Source organism: Pseudomonas sp. 2995-3, from assembly GCF_002742565.1.
GTDB classification, from domain to species: Bacteria; Pseudomonadota; Gammaproteobacteria; order Pseudomonadales; family Pseudomonadaceae; genus Aquipseudomonas; species Aquipseudomonas edaphica.
Genome location: NZ_LJSB01000194.1, coordinates 121,794 through 138,843 on the forward strand (window position 1 = coordinate 121,794; position 17,050 = coordinate 138,843).

Genomic DNA, 17,050 nt, shown 5'->3' on the forward strand with positions numbered 1-17,050 from the left:
GCTTCTGAGTAATTAGCGGTTGGCCAACGGCTTGGCGGCTTTTTGTACCTGGTCCCACACCCGCAGGAAGTTGCCTCCCCACAGCTTGGCGATGTCGGCCTCGGAGTAGCCGCGCTGGATCAGTTCGGCGGTGACATTGCGCACTTCGCCGACGTTCTCCCAGCCCTGGATGCCGCCGCCGTCGTTGAAGTCCGAGGCGATGCCGACGTGGTCGATGCCGATCTTGCGCACGGTGTAGTCAATGGCATCGCCCCAGTCCTTGAGGGTGGCCTTGGGTTCTTCCTCAAGAATGGCGTACAGCCCTTGGGCGTACTGGCCGAACTTCTGCTCGGGCCAGGCGGCGATGATGGCGTCACCGGGCATCAAGGCCATGGCCAGGTTGGGCAGCGGCGGCAAATCAAAGCGCGCACGCAAAGTGTTGAGCTTGTCCTGAGTGGGTTGGCTCAATGGGCGCAAATAGGCCGGGAAGCCCACCACCTGCACCACGCCACCGCTGTTTTTGATCAGTTGCAGTTCTTTGTCGCTGAGGTTGCGCGGGATATCCACCGAGGCACGCGGCGCCGAATGCGAGGCAATCATGGGGGTACGGCTCAATTGCGCGACTTGCTCCAGCGCCTTGGTCGACATCTGCGACACATCGATGATCACGCCCAGGTCGTTGAGGCGGTGCACGGCTTGTTGGCCGATGGGTGACAGCCCTTCAAGCGCGTCGGTGGTGTCATTGAAAAACGGCAGCGGGCGTGACGAGTCGGACCAGGCGTTGTTGCCGATATAGCTGAAGCCGAACATGCGCATGCCGCGTGCCGCCCACAGGTCCAGCTGGTTGAGGTCGTCGCCCAGCGGGTAGGCGTTGAGCATGCTGATAAAGATCGCAAACTTGCCCTCGCCATGCAGGCGCCGCATATCGTCCGGGGTGTAGGCGATGCCGACCTGGTTGGGGAAGTCGCGCACCATGCCGGAGATGATCTTGTAGCGCACCTCCTGCTCGTGACGGGCCTCCTCGACAAAACCGTCGGTGGGTTTGTGCGGCGCGTTGGGGCCGTTCCAGATTTCCGGCCAGCCGAAAATCGTCAGGGCCGCGCCCGACAAGCGCCCGCGTGCCGCCTTGGCGAGGTCAAACTGGCCGCTGCCATCCTTGTCGGCTTCGTTGCCGGCGGTGCCGAAATCCATGGGCACGGTGATATGGCTGTCGAACGACAACAAGCGGTCCTGCATTTCGTTGGCCTGCTTGATCACCTCCAGCGGGTAGCCGGCATTGCCTTTGAACCAGTGATCCCAGGCCAGGAAACCGACCCCGGCGCCGATGGCCAGTGCCAGCGGCAGGCCGATATACAGCGCCTTTTTCGAACGTGATTTTGTCATTGCCATCTCAGTCAGTTGAGGCCTTTGCTATCAGGGAAGAACGAGCCATGGCCGGGGAAATTTAGGCGCGGGCGCTGGGCCGGTAAATTTCTCGCGGCCGTCAACGTTCTAGCTCTGATCAAGCTGTTTCCTAAGGTAGACAATGACCCTCTCTCGACGTGGCTTCATCGCCGGCCTGGCGCTGACCGGCGCTGCCGTGCCAGCGGCCCTTTATGCCCACCGCGAGCTGACGCGTGAAGAATTCCCGATCACGCCGGGCGAGGCCACGGTGGACCTGGCCGACACCGCCGGCCAACACCTGGCCAATACCCTGCGCGGTGTGTGGAGCCTGCGCCTGGAGGGCCGCGATGCGGGCCTTAAAGGCTTGCCGCTGCAAGGCCTGGAGCTGTTGCTCGACATCGCCCCGCGCGGCCGTGGCTTGCGTGGCTATCTGGACACCGCTGCAAACCTGCGTGCCGAGGGCGAGCCGCGTTACCGCGTGCTCGGTGATCTGCTGACGGGCGAGGGCGCCGTGCTCTACTGGCGCCTGATCGACCGCGACGCCGCGGATGGCGCACCGGCCTATGAGTTCAAGATGACCCTCGACGAAGTCTGGGCCGACTTCGCCAATGCCGGCAGCAGCACGCTGAGCGGGCAGGTTCTCGACCTTGAGCGCCCCCTGGCCCTGACCGAGTGCGACAACCGCTTTATCGCCCACAAGCAACTGTTCCCCGAGGCGCGCCAGCGTATCGGCCTTAACCCGACCTTGCTGGCCTGGCTGATCGCGCCTGAGCACCGGCTGTTCCACCAGCTCTGGCACGCCACCCGTGACCAGTGGCACAAGCTGTCCGAGGAAAAACGCGATGCCCTGCGCGGTATCGGTTGGCAACCCGGGCCACGCGGCCAGGAGCGCGACGCGCGCGGCAAACGCAAAGACCGCAACGGTTCGGGTATCGACTTCTTTTTCATGCACCGGCATATGCTTGGCACTGCGCGCTCCATGCAAGACCTGCCTTCCTGGCCGCAATTCCCTGAACCCCAACCGGCGCTGGAACGCGATCGCCTGGGGTTTTTGCGTTATTTCGATAACCACGACGGCTTTGCGCTGCCACCCTGTTGGTCAGCACCTGATGACAGCGACTACACCCAATGGGTCAGCGATATCAAGGCGGCCGAGACCTACCACAGCAACTTCCAGGTGTGGGAGTCGCAGTACCGTGACCCGCGTTACCTGGCCAAACTGACCTTGGGCCAGTTAGGTTCGGAGATGGAGCTGGGCCTGCACGACTGGCTGCACATGCGTTGGGCCTCGGTGCCCCGTGACCCGTCCAACGGCGCGCCGGTGCCGTTCGCCCGTGACCCGGCGGACTTTGCCGCGCGTTGGTACGCGCCGCAGAACGACTTCCTGGGCGACCCGTTCTCATCGCACGTAAACCCGGTGTTCTGGCACTTTCACGGCTGGATCGATGATCGCATCGAGGACTGGTTTCGCGCCCATGAGCGGTTCAATCCAGGCGAGGTCAGCCGGCTGGAGGTCAACGGGGTCAAGTGGTTTGCCCAAGGCCGCTGGGTGGAAGTCGCTGACCCATGGCTGGGGCCGGACACCCACGGTTGCAGCACCACGCCGGGGCTGCAGATGGGGCGGTCGATGGAGATGGACCCGGAGACCATGAAGCTGGCGCTGCGCATCACTTTCGCCGAAGAAGACGGATTGCAGGCCTTGTTCAAGCGCGTGCCGAAACGGCCCTGGTATGCGCGCCACTTGAAACTCAAGTAATGCCCGGGACGTTTGGCCACAGGTCTGCAACAAGGAACAAACGTTCGGCTTCTTCCCAATCTGCGCCTTGCTGAACCAGCCGCACCAGTAATTGGGCCGGTGCCATCGGGTCGAGGTCTGCCAGCCAGGCTTGCATCTGGTCAGCACGCCACACCTGATCCTCCGAGTAATGCGCCGGCGCCAGCCAGGCGTGCCGAGGCAGGGGTTGCCAGCGCCCCGGCGGGCTCTGGCTGACGAAGTCGCGCCAATCACGCTGATGCAGCCAGCGCCCGCGCAGGTGCTGTGGTTCAACGCCCAGCGGGGATTCGGCGGTGCCGGGCCACGGATAGAGCAAATACCCGCCCAGCCACAAATGTGCATCGAACTGCGCAATATCCAGCGCCGCCAGGGCTTCGCGGCTTTCCGGGCGGGCCGAAATCGGTAGTTGATGCTGGGCCAGGTGCGCGAGCTTGCGGTCCAGCCGGTCATGACAGCCGGGGCCGAGCCATTGCGCGGGGTCCTGGCCGTTGCCGTCCTGCGGCCCCAGATACAGTTTGATCGCCAGTTCCAGGTGGTGCACGCCATCGCGGTCGCGCACCAGCATATCCAGCTCGCCCAGCGTATGCCCGGCGCGGCGGATCGGCAGGTTGGCGGCCAGTAACTCCACCCCCGGCGCATGTTGCACCGCGAATTGCCACAGGCGCTCGTAGTACAGGCCCAGGCGCCGCGTGCGCGACAGGCTTAGCCAATGCTGCAAGGCGCTGCTGTCCTGGTCGAGGGTGCGTAACCACTGTTCGAGCCGGTGCGGCGCCTGCACCCAGTCGCTGCCGGCCAGTGGATGGCGCTGCGGCCAGGGCGTTTGCGCAAGCATCGGCGGGGCGAGCACCACCCACGCCAGGTCGCGCACCTCGGGGTGGCGCAATTGGCGGGGCAGGTTGAGCAGGTCGGGGAACACAGTCATGGTCCGAGCATAGCCTTTTAGAGCCGTTAAGGGTGGCTGAGAACCATTGTCATCAAGGCCCTGCGGCGACAAAGGGTTTTGCCTGACGCGGCCTTTCGCCCATAATCGTTCTTTTTGCCAGACCCCAAATCCCGCAGGAGCCCCATGGAGCAATTTCGCAATATCGGCATTATCGGTCGCCTGGGCAGTACCCAGGTGCTGGACACCGTCCGCCGGCTGAAAAAATTCCTGCTGGAACGCCACCTGCATGTGATCCTCGAAGACACCATCGCCGAAATCCTGCCCGGCCACGGCCTGCAAACCTCGTCGCGCAAGATGCTCGGCGAAGTCTGTGACATGGTTATTGTGGTCGGCGGCGACGGCAGCCTGCTGGGTGCCGCCCGTGCACTGGCGCGGCACAACGTGCCGGTGCTGGGGATCAACCGTGGCAGTTTGGGGTTCCTCACGGATATCCGCCCGGATGACCTCGAAGTCGAAGTGGCCAAGGTGCTCGACGGCCATTACCTGGTGGAAAACCGCTTCCTGCTGCAAGCCGAAGTACGCCGCCACGGTGAGGCCATCGGCCAGGGGGATGCGCTCAACGATGTGGTGCTGCACCCTGGCAAATCCACGCGCATGATCGAGTTCGAGCTGTATATCGACGGCCAGTTCGTGTGCAGCCAAAAGGCTGACGGCCTGATCGTCGCCACGCCGACCGGTTCTACCGCGTACGCACTGTCGGCTGGCGGTCCGATCATGCACCCCAAACTCGATGCCATTGTGATCGTGCCGATGTACCCCCATATGTTGTCCAGTCGGCCAATTGTGGTTGATGGCAACAGTGAGCTGAAAATCGTGGTGTCCAAAGACATGCAGATCTACCCGCAAGTCTCCTGCGACGGGCAGAACCATTTCACCTGCGCCCCCGGTGACACCATCACCGTGAGCAAAAAGGCACAGAAGTTGCGGTTGATCCACCCGCTGGACCACAACTACTACGAAGTGTGCCGCACCAAGCTGGGCTGGGGCAGCCGCTTGGGGGGTGGAGGCGACTGATGCTCGATCCCGCGCGTAGCTACGACCTGATTGGTGACGTGCACGGTTGCGCTCATACCCTTGAGCACTTGCTCGACCGGCTGGGCTACCATAAACAGGCTGGAACCTGGCGCCATCCGACGCGTATGGCGGTGTTCCTCGGCGATATCATCGACCGTGGGCCACGCATCCGCGAGGCGCTGCATATCGTCCACGATATGACCGAGGCCGGCCAGGCGCTGTGCATCATGGGCAACCACGAGTTCAACGCGCTGGGCTGGAGCACGCCGGCGCCGCCGGGCAGTGGCAAGCAGTTCGTGCGCGAGCACAACCCACGCCATGCGCGGTTGATCCACGAAACTCTGACCCAGTTCGAGCACCACCCGGCCGACTGGCACGACTTCCTCGGCTGGTTCTACGACATGCCGCTGTTTGTCGACGCCGGGCGGTTTCGCGTGGTGCATGCGTGTTGGGACGAAGGCTTTATCCAGCCGCTGCGCGCCACCTTCCCGGATGGCTGCATCGACCAGCACTTTTTGCAGGCCGCCGCCGTGCCGGGCAGCTTTGCCTGCAACGCCTTCGACCGCCTGCTGCGCGGCACCGACATGCGCCTGCCGGACGGCCTGACGCTGACCGGTGGCGATGGCCTGACGCGCTCATTTTTCCGCACCAAATTCTGGGAAGACGACCCCAAAACCTACGGCGACATCGTGTTCCAGCCCGATGCACTGCCGGAACCGGTGGCGCGAACGCCGCTTTCGTCTACGGAAAAAAATTCCCTGCTGCGTTATGGCGTCGACGAACCGTTGTTGTTCGTCGGCCATTACTGGCGCAGCGGCAAGCCGGCGCCGATCCGCGACAACCTGGCCTGCCTGGACTACAGCGCGGTGCTTTACGGCAAGCTGGTGGCGTACCGACTGGACCAGGAAACCCGCCTGGATCCGCGTAAATTTGTATGGGTCGACGTTGAGCGGCCTGAGGTGATCACATGATCCTGTGTGTACCGCCACTGAACTTTTAAGGAAGCACCATGGATGATTCGACGTTCGACCAGCTGAAAGCCGCGCTGTCTGCGGCGCCCGGCAATGTCGCGCTGCTGACGATGCTGGTCGGCGCCAGCCTTGAGCGCGGCGAGCTTGAGCGCGGGCTTGACCTGCTGCCGGCCGACCTTGAACAATGGCCCAACGCCGCAGCCCTTAAGCTGGCCGCCGCGCAGCTGTGTCTTGCCGCCGGCCAGGCACCACGTGCCTTGCAACTGATAGAGGGCAACGACCCTGCCGCACGCCTGCTCAAGGCCCGCGTGCTGGCGTCGCTGGAACGCCTCAAGGAAGCCCAGGTGGAATACCGCGCGGCAGTCGATGCCAACCCGGCGCTGGAAGACATGGCGCTGTGGCGTCGGTTGAATGTGTCGGTGCTGGATTTTCCTGCGGCCGAAGGGCGCCCGCGCCTGCGCGTGATTTCCAACGACGACACCGACAAGAGCGAAGTGGTGCGCCTGCTGGTGCCGGAAAAGGAAACCCTGACTTTTGACGATATCGGTGGCCTGGACGAGCTGAAAAAGACTATCCACAAAAAGATCATCCTGCCGTATCAAAAACCTGGGCTATTCCAGCGTTTTCGCAAGAAGGTCGGCGGCGGCGTGCTGCTGTACGGCCCGCCAGGGTGTGGCAAGACCCTGTTAGCCCGCGCGACGGCCGGGGAGTGCAAGGCGACGTTTTTCAATGTGGCGATTTCTGATGTGCTGGACATGTATATCGGTGAGTCCGAGCGCAAGTTGCACGCGTTGTTCGAACAGGCACGGGCCCAGGCGCCTGCGGTGATGTTCTTCGATGAAGTCGAGGCGTTGGGCGGCAAACGTTCGAATACCCGTGAATCGACCTCCTCAAAGTTGGTTAGCCAGTTCCTGTCCGAGATGGACGGGTTTACCAATGACAACCACGGGGTGTTGATCCTTGCCGCGACCAACGTGCCATGGTCGGTGGACTCGGCCTTCCGTCGCCCTGGGCGCTTTGACCGCGTGCTGTTCGTGCCGCCGCCGGATCGTCCTGCGCGCGAAAGCATGCTCAAGGCGATGATGAAAGGCCGGCCCATGGCCGATGACATCGACTTTGCCTTCCTGGCCAAGAACACCTCGGGTTTCTCAGGCGCGGACCTCAGCGAGTTGGTGGAAACCGCTGCCGATGAGGCGATTGAAGCCTCGATCGAGAGTGGTACCGAACAGTTGATCTGCGACCGGCATTTCAAGGCCGCGTTGAAAGACGTACGTGCGACCACCCTGGAGTGGTTGACCACCGCGCGTAACTACGCGCGATACGCCAATGAAGGCAATCAATACGACGAGGTGCTGGCCTTCCTCGACAAACACGGGAAGGGTCGCTGATGGCGCAGTACGGTGGGTACCGCATTGAAGATGAGCCGCGCCCGGGCGCCTTGGCCAAATGGGCGGTGTCACCGCTGTGGCCCTTGTTGGGCTTGATGCTGGGTGGCGCCTGGCTCGGCTTGCCCTGGTTTGTGTTCAACTCGATTGCCGTGGGCAGCCCGACGCGGGTGCGCGAGTGGGTGTTGGCCGGCGTGGCGCTGGTGGGCAGCGTGGTCATTGGGTTCGGGCTGCTGCAACTGGTGGGCTTTGGCTATATCCAGTCCCAGGCCGGGGTCCAATATGCCTTGCTGGTATTGGTGGTGTGGAAATTGAGCATTGGTTACCTGTTGTATATGCAGCAAAACGCGACCATCGAGATTTACCAATACTACGGCGGTGTCCTCAGCCGTTTTGGTCTCCCATTGGCGTTGATCGGTGGCTTTGTTCTTAAAGGCATGGTCGTCAAATGGGTGCCCAGCACCCTTTGGTATCTGGTGGTGAGCTGATGAATACCGACTACCTGTTGCAACTGGCTTATCAGCGCCTGCAGGCTGACCACAATGACGGTGCCATTGATGCGTTGCGCCAACTGCTGGCCAGCGACCCGCACTCCGGCGAAGCCCATGCGCTGCTGGCGATCTGTTTGATGAACATGCGCCGCGTGCATGCGGCCAAGCGTGAAGTGCAGCTCGCCCTGGCGTCGGATGCGCAGTTGCCGTTGGCTCACTACGCGGCCGCCCAGGTGGCGATGGCCTTGCGCAAGTTCAGCCTGGCCCAAGAACATTTGACCCAGTTACTGGATATGGAACCGCTCAACCCCATCAATTACCGCTGCCTGGCCGAGCTGTATCAATTGACCGGCCGCCTGGCGCAGAGCCGCGAGCCGCTGGAAAAAGCCCTGGAGCTGGCCCCCGATGACGCTTCCAACTTGGTCGCCATGGCGCAGTTCCATCGCGCCAGTGGCCATTGGGATCAGGCGCATCAGTTTGCGCGTCAAGCGTTGCAGGCCGATCCGGGCAATGCCGGCGCGGTGGTGGTGCTGGGGCATTTGCTGCTGCGCGAGGGCGACGTCAAGGGCGCCCGCGAGAATGCGATCTGGGCTTTGCAGGAAAATGCCACGAATGTCGCGGCGCTGCACCTGCTGACGGCAGTAAAAGCCCGCAGTAATTTGTTTTTGGGCGCTTGGTGGCGCTTCAATAGCTGGATGAACGAGCGCAGCGCCACTCGCGCCATTGTCCTACTGCTGTTTATGTTCGTGGCCTACCGTGTGGTGGTCATCACCCTGACGGCCCAGGGTTACCCGCAAGTGGCGCAGATGATTGACTGGGTGTGGCTGGCGTTTGCCGCCTATACCTTCGCGGCGCCGCAGATCTTCCGGCGCTTGCTGGAAAAGGAGCTGGTCCAGGTCAAGCTGTCCAAGGAATTCTGACGCGTCGGTGTCGAGCCCTGCGTTCAATTGTCAATCACGGTATTCGCCGAACCAGCGACCGTTATCAAGAGGTTGTGTACATGTCGTCTTTTGCTGAAATGATCGAAAACATCACCCCGGACATCTACGAGAGCCTCAAGCTGGCCGTGGAAATCGGCAAGTGGTCCGATGGCCGCAAGCTCACTGCGGAGCAGCGCGAGCTGTCGCTGCAAGCGGTGATCGCCTGGGAAATCCAGAACCTGCCCGAAGAGCAGCGTACCGGCTACATGGGCCCGCAGGAATGCGCGTCCAAGTCGGCGCCGGTGCCGAACATTCTGTTCAAGTCGGATGCGATCCATTGATTGAAATTGGTCGCGGTGCAGTCAGCAAAATGTCGGCGCAACTCGGTGAGCCGACCGTTCAATACGCGTTTCGCCTGGGCGACACCGAGGTGCCGGTCAACCCGTTGATCGGTAGCCACGTGCGCCTGGAGTATCTCGGTGCCATCCATTGCAGCCATTGCGGCCGCAAGACCAAGACCAGTTTCAGCCAGGGTTACTGCTACCCGTGCATGACCAAACTGGCCCAGTGTGACCTGTGCATCATGAGCCCCGAGCGTTGCCATTACGACGCCGGCACCTGCCGTGATCCGGGCTGGGGCGAACAATTCTGCATGACCGACCACGTGGTGTACCTGGCCAACTCGTCGGGCATCAAGGTCGGCATCACCCGTGCCACCCAGTTGCCGACCCGCTGGCTCGACCAGGGCGCCAGCCAGGCGCTGCCGATCATGCGCGTGGCGACCCGTCAGCAATCCGGTTTCGTTGAAGACCTGTTTCGCAGCCAAGTGGCCGATAAAACCAACTGGCGTGCTTTACTCAAGGGCGATGCGCAATCGGTGGATCTCAAGCAGGTACGCGATGAGCTGTTCGCCACCTGCGCCGACGGCCTGCTGGGGTTGCAGGAACGCTTTGGCTTGCAGGCCATCCAACCGGTAACCGACATCGAGCCGATCGAAATTCGTTACCCGGTCGAGCAATACCCGGCCAAGATCGTCAGCTTCAACCTGGACAAGAACCCGATTGCCGAAGGCACGTTGCTGGGGATCAAGGGCCAGTACCTGATCTTCGACACCGGCGTTATCAACATTCGTAAGTACACGGCCTACCAGCTCGCCGTGCATCAGTAAAAAGGATGCTATCCATGCGCACCGAACAACCGAAGATGATTTACCTGAAGGACTATCAGGCGCCGGATTACCTGATCGAAGAAACGCACCTGACCTTCGAGTTGTTCGAGGACCATAGCCTGGTCCATGCGCAGCTGGTGATGCGCCGCAACCCCGAGCGCGGCACCGGCTTGCCGCCGCTGGTGCTCGATGGCCAGCAGTTGGAGCTGTTGACCGTCAACCTGGGTGACAAGGAACTGACCGAGGCCGACTACCAGTTGACCGACAGCCACCTGACCCTGCACCCGACCTGCGAAACCTTCACGGTCGACACCAGCGTGCGTATCCACCCGGAAACCAACACTGCCCTGGAAGGCCTGTACAAATCCAGCGGCATGTTCTGCACCCAGTGCGAGGCCGAAGGTTTCCGCAAGATCACTTACTACCTCGACCGCCCGGACGTGATGAGCACCTTCACCACCACGGTGATCGCCGAACAACACAGCTACCCGGTGCTGCTCTCCAACGGCAATCCGATTGCCAGTGGCCCCGGCGAAGACGGCCGTCATTGGGCGACCTGGGAAGACCCGTTCAAGAAACCTGCCTACCTGTTTGCATTGGTGGCCGGTGACTTGTGGTGCGTTGAAGACACTTTCACCACCATGACCAATCGTGAAGTGGCGCTGCGCATCTATGTCGAGCCGGAAAACATCGACAAGTGCCAGCACGCCATGACCAGCCTGAAAAAATCCATGCGCTGGGACGAAGAAACCTACGGTCGCGAGTACGACCTCGACATCTTCATGATCGTGGCCGTGAATGACTTCAACATGGGCGCCATGGAGAACAAGGGCCTCAATATTTTCAACTCCAGCGCCGTGCTGGCCCGCGCCGAAACCGCCACCGACGCTGCGCACCAGCGCGTCGAAGCGATTGTTGCCCACGAATACTTTCACAACTGGTCGGGCAACCGCGTGACCTGCCGTGACTGGTTTCAGCTGTCGCTCAAGGAAGGCTTCACCGTGTTCCGTGACTCGGGCTTCTCCGCCGACATGAACTCGGCCACGGTCAAGCGTATTCAGGATGTGGCGTACCTGCGCACCCATCAGTTTGCTGAAGACGCCGGCCCGATGGCCCACGCGGTACGCCCGGACAGCTTTATCGAGATCTCCAACTTCTACACCCTGACCGTGTACGAAAAGGGCTCGGAAGTGGTCGGCATGATCCACACCTTGCTCGGCGCTGAAGGCTTCCGTAAAGGCAGCGACCTGTACTTCGAGCGCCATGACGGCCAGGCCGTGACCTGTGATGACTTTATCAAGGCCATGGAAGACGCCAACGGCGCCGACCTCAGCCAGTTCAAGCGCTGGTACAGCCAGGCCGGTACGCCGCGTCTGGCGGTAAGCGAGTCGTTTGATGCCGCAGCCAAAACCTACAGCCTGACGTTCCGTCAAAGCTGCCCGCAAACGCCGGACAAGGTTGAGAAACTGCCGTTCGTGATTCCGGTGGAATTGGGCCTGCTGGACGGGCAGGGCGCCGCTATCGCCTTGCGCCTGGCGGGTGAAGCAGCGGCTGGCGGCACGTCGCGGGTGATTTCGGTGACGCAAGCGGAGCAGACCTTCACCTTCGTCGACATCGCAGAAAAGCCGTTGCCTTCGCTGCTGCGCGGCTTCTCGGCGCCGGTGAAACTGAGCTTCCCGTACAACCGCGACCAACTGATGTTCCTGATGCAGCACGACAGCGATGGCTTCAACCGCTGGGATGCCGGCCAGCAATTGTCGGTGCAGGTGTTGCAGGAGCTGATCGCCCAGCATCAGCAAGGCCAGGCCTTGAAGTTGGACCAGCGTTTGATCGACGCACTGCGCACGGTGCTCAGCGATGAAAGCCTGGACCAGGCCATGGTCGCCGAAATGCTCTCGCTGCCAAGCGAGGCCTACCTCACGGAAATCAGCGAAGTGGCGGATGTGGAGGCCATCCACGCCGCCCGTGAGTACGCCCGCAAGCAACTGGCTGACAACCTGTTCGAAGCGCTGTGGCTGCGTTACCAGGCCAATCGCGAGCTGTCCAAGCAGACGCCTTATGTGGCGGCGGCCGAGCACTTCGCGCGGCGCGCCTTGCAGAACATCGCGCTGTCGTACCTGATGCTCAGCGGCAAGCCTGAAGTGTTGGCCGCAACGCTGGACCAGTTCGACACCAGCGATAACATGACCGAGCGTCTCACGGCATTGGCGGTGCTGGTGAACTCGCCGTTCGAAGCGGAAAAAGCCCAGGCGTTGGCGGGGTTTGCCGAGAACTTCAAGGACAACCCGTTGGTGATGGACCAGTGGTTCAGCGTGCAGGCGGGCAGCACGTTGCCGGGTGGTTTGGCGCGGGTCAAGGCGTTGATGGAGCACTCGGCGTTCAACATCAAGAACCCGAACAAGGTGCGCGCACTGGTGGGTGCATTTGCCGGGCAGAACCTGATCAACTTCCATGCTGCAGACGGCTCGGGTTATCGCTTCCTGGCGGACCTGGTGATCCAGCTCAATGGCTTCAACCCACAGATTGCTTCGCGCCAGTTGGCGCCGTTGACCCGCTGGCGTAAATACGACAGCGCCCGTCAAGCGCTGATGAAGGCGGAACTTGAGCGCATTCGTGCCTCCGGCGAGCTGTCGAGCGATGTATTCGAGGTGGTCAGCAAGAGCCTTGCGTAAACCGCGCGCATAAAAAAAACGGCCTGAACAGGCTAATGCCAGTCAATTAAGACATAGCCGGTAATTGTGGCGAGGGAGCTTGCTCCCGTTGGACGGCGTAGCAGTCCCATGCTTTTAAAGCAAAGAGCAGGGGCCGCTTCGCGCTGGAGCGCCAGCCCGGCCCAGCGGGAGCAAGCTCCCTCGCCACAGGTTACTGGTTGTCAGTTCTAGCGCTTAACTGGCTGGCATTAGCCTGAACAGGCCGTTTTTTTTCGTCTCAAATAACCGGTGGGCGCGGTGTGTCTGCGCCGTGGTCGAGCGCGAAGCGCTCCGAGATAATCCCGTGGGGAACGCCCAATGGAATTGCGCCGGCAGTGTCCAGGCGGGCCACTTGCTCGTTCGACAGCTGCACCTTGAGCGCGCCTAACGTGGCATCCAATTGTGCGTGGGGCTTTCCTCCAATTCGCTGGCAATCGCCAGCAAGGTATCGAGCACGGCCGTTTCGCGCGCGCTTTGTTCGGAGTGGATCAACATACCCAGTTTGTTGGCGCGATTGTGGTCCAGGCTTTCACGGTATTTGCCGGTAAGGAAGCCACCGCCCAACGGCGACCACAGCGTGGCGGCCAGGCCCAGAGCCTCGGCCATCGGCAGCACTTCACGTTCGGCGCTGCGTTCGACCAGGCTGTATTTCACCTGCACCCCAATAATCGGCGCGAAATTGCGCACTTCGGCCAACAGGTCGGCGCGGGCGATGCGCCAGGCCGGCATAGTGGATCTTGCCGGCGCGAACCAAGACATCGAAGCTGCGCAGTATCTCTTCCATCGGCGTGACGTTGTCGCTCATGTGCGCCCAGAGCAGGTCGATGTGATCGGTGTTCAAGCGTTTGAGGCTTTCTTCGACCGCCCGCACCATGTTCTTGCGGTTGTTGCCGAGTTTTGTAATTTATTCGGTCAAGGGTCTTTTTTGCTGCTGACATTTTCGGACAGGGCGCTCTGCTAAGCTGCGGCACTTTTTCCTTTTTCGGCGGGGTCCAAGTGTCGCGTACCACTCGTTTACTCACCTTGTTGCAGGCCCTGCGGGGCAAGAAGCGCCCGGTGACCGCGGCCGTACTGGCTGCGCAGTTGGAAGTCTCCGAGCGCACGCTGTACCGCGATATCGCTGAGCTGACGGCACTCGGCGCGCCGATTTTTGGTGAGGCGGGGGTGGGTTATGTGTTGCGCAGCGGGCTGTTTTTGCCGCCATTGATGCTCAACGCCGAGGAAACTGAAGCCATCGTGCTGGGGTTACGCTATGTGGACCAGCGCGGCGACGACGTGCTCAGTCGTGCGGCGGCTAATGCCTTGGCAAAAATTGCCGATGTGCTCGACCCGGTTGCGCAGGAAGCCTTGCGTAACCCCACGCTGCTGTCGGGGCCGCCGGGGTTTGGCTACCCGGAAAATCGCGTACCGCTGAATGTGTTTCGTGAGGCGATTCGCAACCAGGCCAAGCTGCATATCGATTACGCAGACGCCAGCCAAACCCAGAGCCAGCGGTTGATCTGGCCGTTGGCATTGGGGTTTCTCAATGAGGTCCGTGTGATCGTGGCCTGGTGCGAGTTGCGTGGCGCTTACCGTACGTTTCGCACCGACCGGGTGGCCGCAGCTGACGCCCGAGGTGAGCGTTACCCTGGCCGGCGCAGCGACCTGCTGCGCGGCTGGCGCAAGTTGATGGAACACAATGATTCAGGACCGTTCACTCCTGACAAAAACTGACACAGGGCTGGCTTAGCATGGCGCCATAAATCACTAAAAAGGAGCTGTGCCATGTCTTTTCCAGCGTTAGCCCCCGCCATTGCAGCCTACATAACCGCGACCAATACCGGCGACACCTCAGCGATTGCCCAGTGCTTTGCCGATGATGCCAACGTATTCGATGAAGGCGATCATCAAGTTGGTCCGACAGCCATTGCCCGCTGGGTTGAAGACACCGGGCGTCGCTATCAGCCTCGTGTTGAAGTGATCAACGTGCAGCATCGCACCGGTAAGGTATTGGTCAGCAACAGGGTCTCCGGCAATTTCCCCGGTAGCCCTTTGGAGCTGCGGTATACCTTCCGCCTGAACGAGCAGGGCAAGATTTCACGGCTGGATATCTCGCTGTAAGTCATACTGGCACGCATGACTTTCAACTCGCCGCTTGCCGCCTACCAGTACGCCATCGCCCAGCAAGGCTTCGTGCCCGACGACGCCCAGTGCCGGGCGGTGCAAGCCCTGCAAACCTGCTTTGAGGCCTTGCACCACGGCCGCTCGCCGATTCCCGGGGTTTACCTATGGGGGCCAGTGGGCCGGGGCAAGACCTGGCTGATGGACCAGTTCTATCACAGCTTGCGTGTACCTGCGCGGCGCCAGCATTTTCATCACTTCATGGGCTGGGTGCATCAGCGATCTTTCCAGCTCAGTGGCATCCATGACCCCTTGCAGGCTTTGGCGCGCGAACTCAGCCAGGACGTGCGCGTGTTGTGTTTCGACGAACTGTTCGTCAGCGACATCGGTGATGCGATCATTCTCGGCCGGCTGTTCCAGGTGATGTTCGAGGAGGGCGTGGTCATGGTCTGCACCTCCAACCAACCACCGGACGAGCTGTACGCAGGCGGTTTCAACCGCGAGCGATTCTTGCCGGGTATTGAGGCGCTCAAGCAACATATGCACGTGGTGGCAGTGGACGGTGGTGAAGATCACCGTTTGCATCCAGGTGTGGGGCTGCAGCGCTATTGGGTCAATCAGCCACAAGCGCTCGCCACACTGTTCAAACAGTTAAGCGAAGGCCGGGTGACCGGCAGCGGCGTGGTCAGCGTCGGGTACCGTTCGATAGTGGCGGTGCAGTCCAGCGACACGGTGCTCTGGTGCCGGTACGCCGATTTGTGCGAGCAACCCTTGGCAGCGATGGACTTTATGCTGCTGTGCGATCGCTACAAGGCGATCCTGCTGGGTGAAGTGCCCAACCTGAGCGCACAAAAACGTCCGGGACGGATTGCCCGTGGCACCGAAGATGGTGTTCAGCGAGTAATGGCCGGTGACCGTGAGTTGCCTGAATTGTCGGTACACGATGACAGTGTGCGGCGCTTCATCGCGCTGGTGGATGAGTGCTACGACCGCAAGGTGCCACTGTTTATCGAGGCCCAGGTGCCGTTGGCAAGTCTTTACACCGAGGGTTATCTGGAGTTTGCGTTCCGGCGCACCTTGAGTCGTTTGCAAGAGATGCAACTGCAGCGGTTCGGCGCCTAGGACAAATCCCAGGCCAGTGGTGCTTGTTGGTGGGCGCAACCTTCGTCATTTCCGTCAGGTATTTGTAGCTAATCTCCTTCATCTGCGACGGGCTCCCCGCTTACAATTGTCTCCTCAAAGGGAACCGATTCCCTTGTTGTCGTGATTGAGGAAGGAAATGGACACCCCAGACATCCTGGTGCTGCAAGCCAGCTACACCAACCCCGTGCATGCCGAAGCCATTGGCCTGGTGCTTAACCATTACGCTGAAGACCCGATGGGTGGCGGTCACACCTTGCCGGCCGATCTGTTGCAGCAACTGCCAGCCGAACTGGCCAAGCGCCCCCACGCGTTCAGCGTACTGGCGTTTGTCGGCGGGGAGCCGGCGGGTCTGATCAATTGCTTTGAAGGTTTTTCGACGTTTGCCTGCCGCCCGCTGATCAACGTGCACGATGTGGTGGTGATGAATCAGTTTCGTGGCCTGGGGCTTAGCCAGAAAATGCTGCTCAAGGTCGAGGAAATTGCCCGCCAGCGCGGTTGCTGCAAGATCACCCTGGAAGTGCTCGAAGGCAATGACGTGGCGCAAGCGGCCTATCGCAAGTTTGGTTTTGATGATTCGATATTTGACCCCGCCCACGGCCGTATGCTGTTCTGGAGCAAACCGCTTTAATCACTGCGCTTAATATAGGCAACATAAAAAAGGCGCCATTAAATGGCGCCAAATTAACCTTTGCCAAAGGAGCGGATTGGCATAGGGGCATGCAGATTAACTAAAGATTAAATCAGCTGTTAGGCTGTTGTTCAGCGCTGTTTTGTTCGGGCTTTACAGACTTGCCGTCGGCCAGTGCTGTTTTGTCCGTGGTGCCGTGAATTTGCTGCTGGGTGAAGGCGAAGTTGTTGTAAAACTCCTTCGAGCGCTCTGAACCGCCCTCTGCGAAGGCGGCTACGGAGGTCAGGCTCATCAGGCCGGCAAGCATCAAGGTCGAAAGTTTCATGGCAGTATTCCCATTAAGAGTGAGTGGTGTTCGATCGCTCCGTGATCCGATTCATGGAGCGACTATGGGGCTGTCTTATTAAGTGGGAATTAACATGGAACGGCCCCGAAGTTAACGTTTTTGTTAACTTTGGGGA

Annotated in this window: 16 protein-coding genes and 1 pseudogene; 13 read left to right on the forward strand and 4 right to left on the reverse strand. The window is 60.9% G+C overall.

Annotated features, from left to right (window positions below; all coding sequences use genetic code 11):
- Window positions 1-12 precede the first annotated feature (12 nt).
- Entirely contained in the window at window positions 13-1,362 is a 1,350-nt protein-coding gene (gene pvdM, locus AOA62_RS17515) for a pyoverdine-tailoring dipeptidase-like protein PvdM (RefSeq protein ID WP_099549291.1), read from the reverse strand.
- 142 nt (window positions 1,363-1,504) lie between these two features.
- Here pvdM and AOA62_RS17520 point away from each other — a divergent pair, with 142 nt between their 5' ends.
- Entirely contained in the window at window positions 1,505-3,118 is a 1,614-nt protein-coding gene (locus AOA62_RS17520) for a PvdJ/PvdD/PvdP-like protein (RefSeq protein WP_099549292.1), read from the forward strand.
- Here the strand turns inward: AOA62_RS17520 and AOA62_RS17525 are convergent.
- Entirely contained in the window at window positions 3,111-4,058 is a 948-nt protein-coding gene (locus AOA62_RS17525; RefSeq protein WP_017138105.1) for a DUF1853 family protein, read from the reverse strand. The genes AOA62_RS17520 and AOA62_RS17525 overlap by 8 nt on opposite strands.
- A gap of 144 nt (window positions 4,059-4,202) precedes the next feature.
- Between AOA62_RS17525 and AOA62_RS17530 the strand changes: the two genes are divergently transcribed.
- The 8 genes from AOA62_RS17530 to pepN all read left to right on the forward strand — a co-directional run bounded on the left by AOA62_RS17530 (window position 4,203) and on the right by pepN (window position 12,700).
- The gene (locus AOA62_RS17530) at window positions 4,203-5,093 is read left to right on the forward strand and encodes an NAD(+) kinase (protein WP_010210870.1); all 891 of its coding nucleotides are present in this window, start codon (window positions 4,203-4,205) and stop codon (window positions 5,091-5,093) included.
- The gene (locus AOA62_RS17535) at window positions 5,093-6,064 is read left to right on the forward strand and encodes a metallophosphoesterase (protein ID WP_099549293.1); all 972 of its coding nucleotides are present in this window, start codon (window positions 5,093-5,095) and stop codon (window positions 6,062-6,064) included. Before AOA62_RS17530 ends, AOA62_RS17535 begins: the two co-directional genes overlap by 1 nt.
- Window positions 6,065-6,102: 38 nt before the next feature.
- The gene (locus AOA62_RS17540; protein ID WP_099549294.1) at window positions 6,103-7,452 is read left to right on the forward strand and encodes an ATP-binding protein; all 1,350 of its coding nucleotides are present in this window, start codon (window positions 6,103-6,105) and stop codon (window positions 7,450-7,452) included.
- Window positions 7,452-7,937: a hypothetical protein gene (locus AOA62_RS17545; RefSeq protein ID WP_099549295.1), complete on the forward strand. Its 486-nt coding sequence runs from the start codon at window positions 7,452-7,454 to the stop codon at window positions 7,935-7,937. Before AOA62_RS17540 ends, AOA62_RS17545 begins: the two co-directional genes overlap by 1 nt.
- Window positions 7,937-8,860: a lipopolysaccharide assembly protein LapB gene (locus AOA62_RS17550; RefSeq protein ID WP_099549296.1), complete on the forward strand. Its 924-nt coding sequence runs from the start codon at window positions 7,937-7,939 to the stop codon at window positions 8,858-8,860. Before AOA62_RS17545 ends, AOA62_RS17550 begins: the two co-directional genes overlap by 1 nt.
- 80 nt (window positions 8,861-8,940) lie before the next feature.
- Complete coding sequence (locus AOA62_RS17555; protein ID WP_017138108.1) at window positions 8,941-9,201, forward strand: YeaC family protein; 261 nt, start codon at window positions 8,941-8,943, stop codon at window positions 9,199-9,201.
- On the forward strand, window positions 9,198-10,028 hold the full coding sequence (locus tag AOA62_RS17560; protein ID WP_017138109.1) for a DUF2797 domain-containing protein: 831 nt from the start codon (window positions 9,198-9,200) through the stop codon (window positions 10,026-10,028). Before AOA62_RS17555 ends, AOA62_RS17560 begins: the two co-directional genes overlap by 4 nt.
- 14 nt (window positions 10,029-10,042) lie before the next feature.
- The gene (pepN, locus tag AOA62_RS17565) at window positions 10,043-12,700 is read left to right on the forward strand and encodes an aminopeptidase N (RefSeq protein WP_099549297.1); all 2,658 of its coding nucleotides are present in this window, start codon (window positions 10,043-10,045) and stop codon (window positions 12,698-12,700) included.
- 256 nt (window positions 12,701-12,956) lie between these two features.
- Here pepN and AOA62_RS17570 read toward each other — a convergent pair.
- Window positions 12,957-13,622, reverse strand: a pseudogene (locus tag AOA62_RS17570) (aldo/keto reductase); the annotation flags it as partial.
- Between the two features lie 92 nt (window positions 13,623-13,714).
- Between AOA62_RS17570 and AOA62_RS17575 the strand changes: the two are divergent.
- From AOA62_RS17575 to AOA62_RS17590, 4 genes are all read left to right on the forward strand, one after another.
- Window positions 13,715-14,431, forward strand: coding sequence for a YafY family protein (locus tag AOA62_RS17575; RefSeq protein WP_099549298.1), 717 nt, complete (start codon window positions 13,715-13,717; stop codon window positions 14,429-14,431).
- A 51-nt stretch (window positions 14,432-14,482) separates the two neighbouring features.
- Window positions 14,483-14,818: a nuclear transport factor 2 family protein gene (locus AOA62_RS17580; protein ID WP_017138114.1), complete on the forward strand. Its 336-nt coding sequence runs from the start codon at window positions 14,483-14,485 to the stop codon at window positions 14,816-14,818.
- Window positions 14,819-14,833: 15 nt separating this feature from the next.
- Window positions 14,834-15,940, forward strand: coding sequence for a cell division protein ZapE (gene zapE, locus AOA62_RS17585; RefSeq protein WP_099549299.1), 1,107 nt, complete (start codon window positions 14,834-14,836; stop codon window positions 15,938-15,940).
- Between the two features lie 157 nt (window positions 15,941-16,097).
- Entirely contained in the window at window positions 16,098-16,589 is a 492-nt protein-coding gene (locus tag AOA62_RS17590; RefSeq protein ID WP_017138116.1) for a GNAT family N-acetyltransferase, read from the forward strand.
- A gap of 112 nt (window positions 16,590-16,701) precedes the next feature.
- On the opposite strand, the gene AOA62_RS17595 is transcribed toward AOA62_RS17590, so the two are convergent.
- Complete coding sequence (locus tag AOA62_RS17595; protein WP_017138117.1) at window positions 16,702-16,914, reverse strand: hypothetical protein; 213 nt, start codon at window positions 16,912-16,914, stop codon at window positions 16,702-16,704.
- Between the last annotated feature and the right edge of the window lie 136 nt (window positions 16,915-17,050).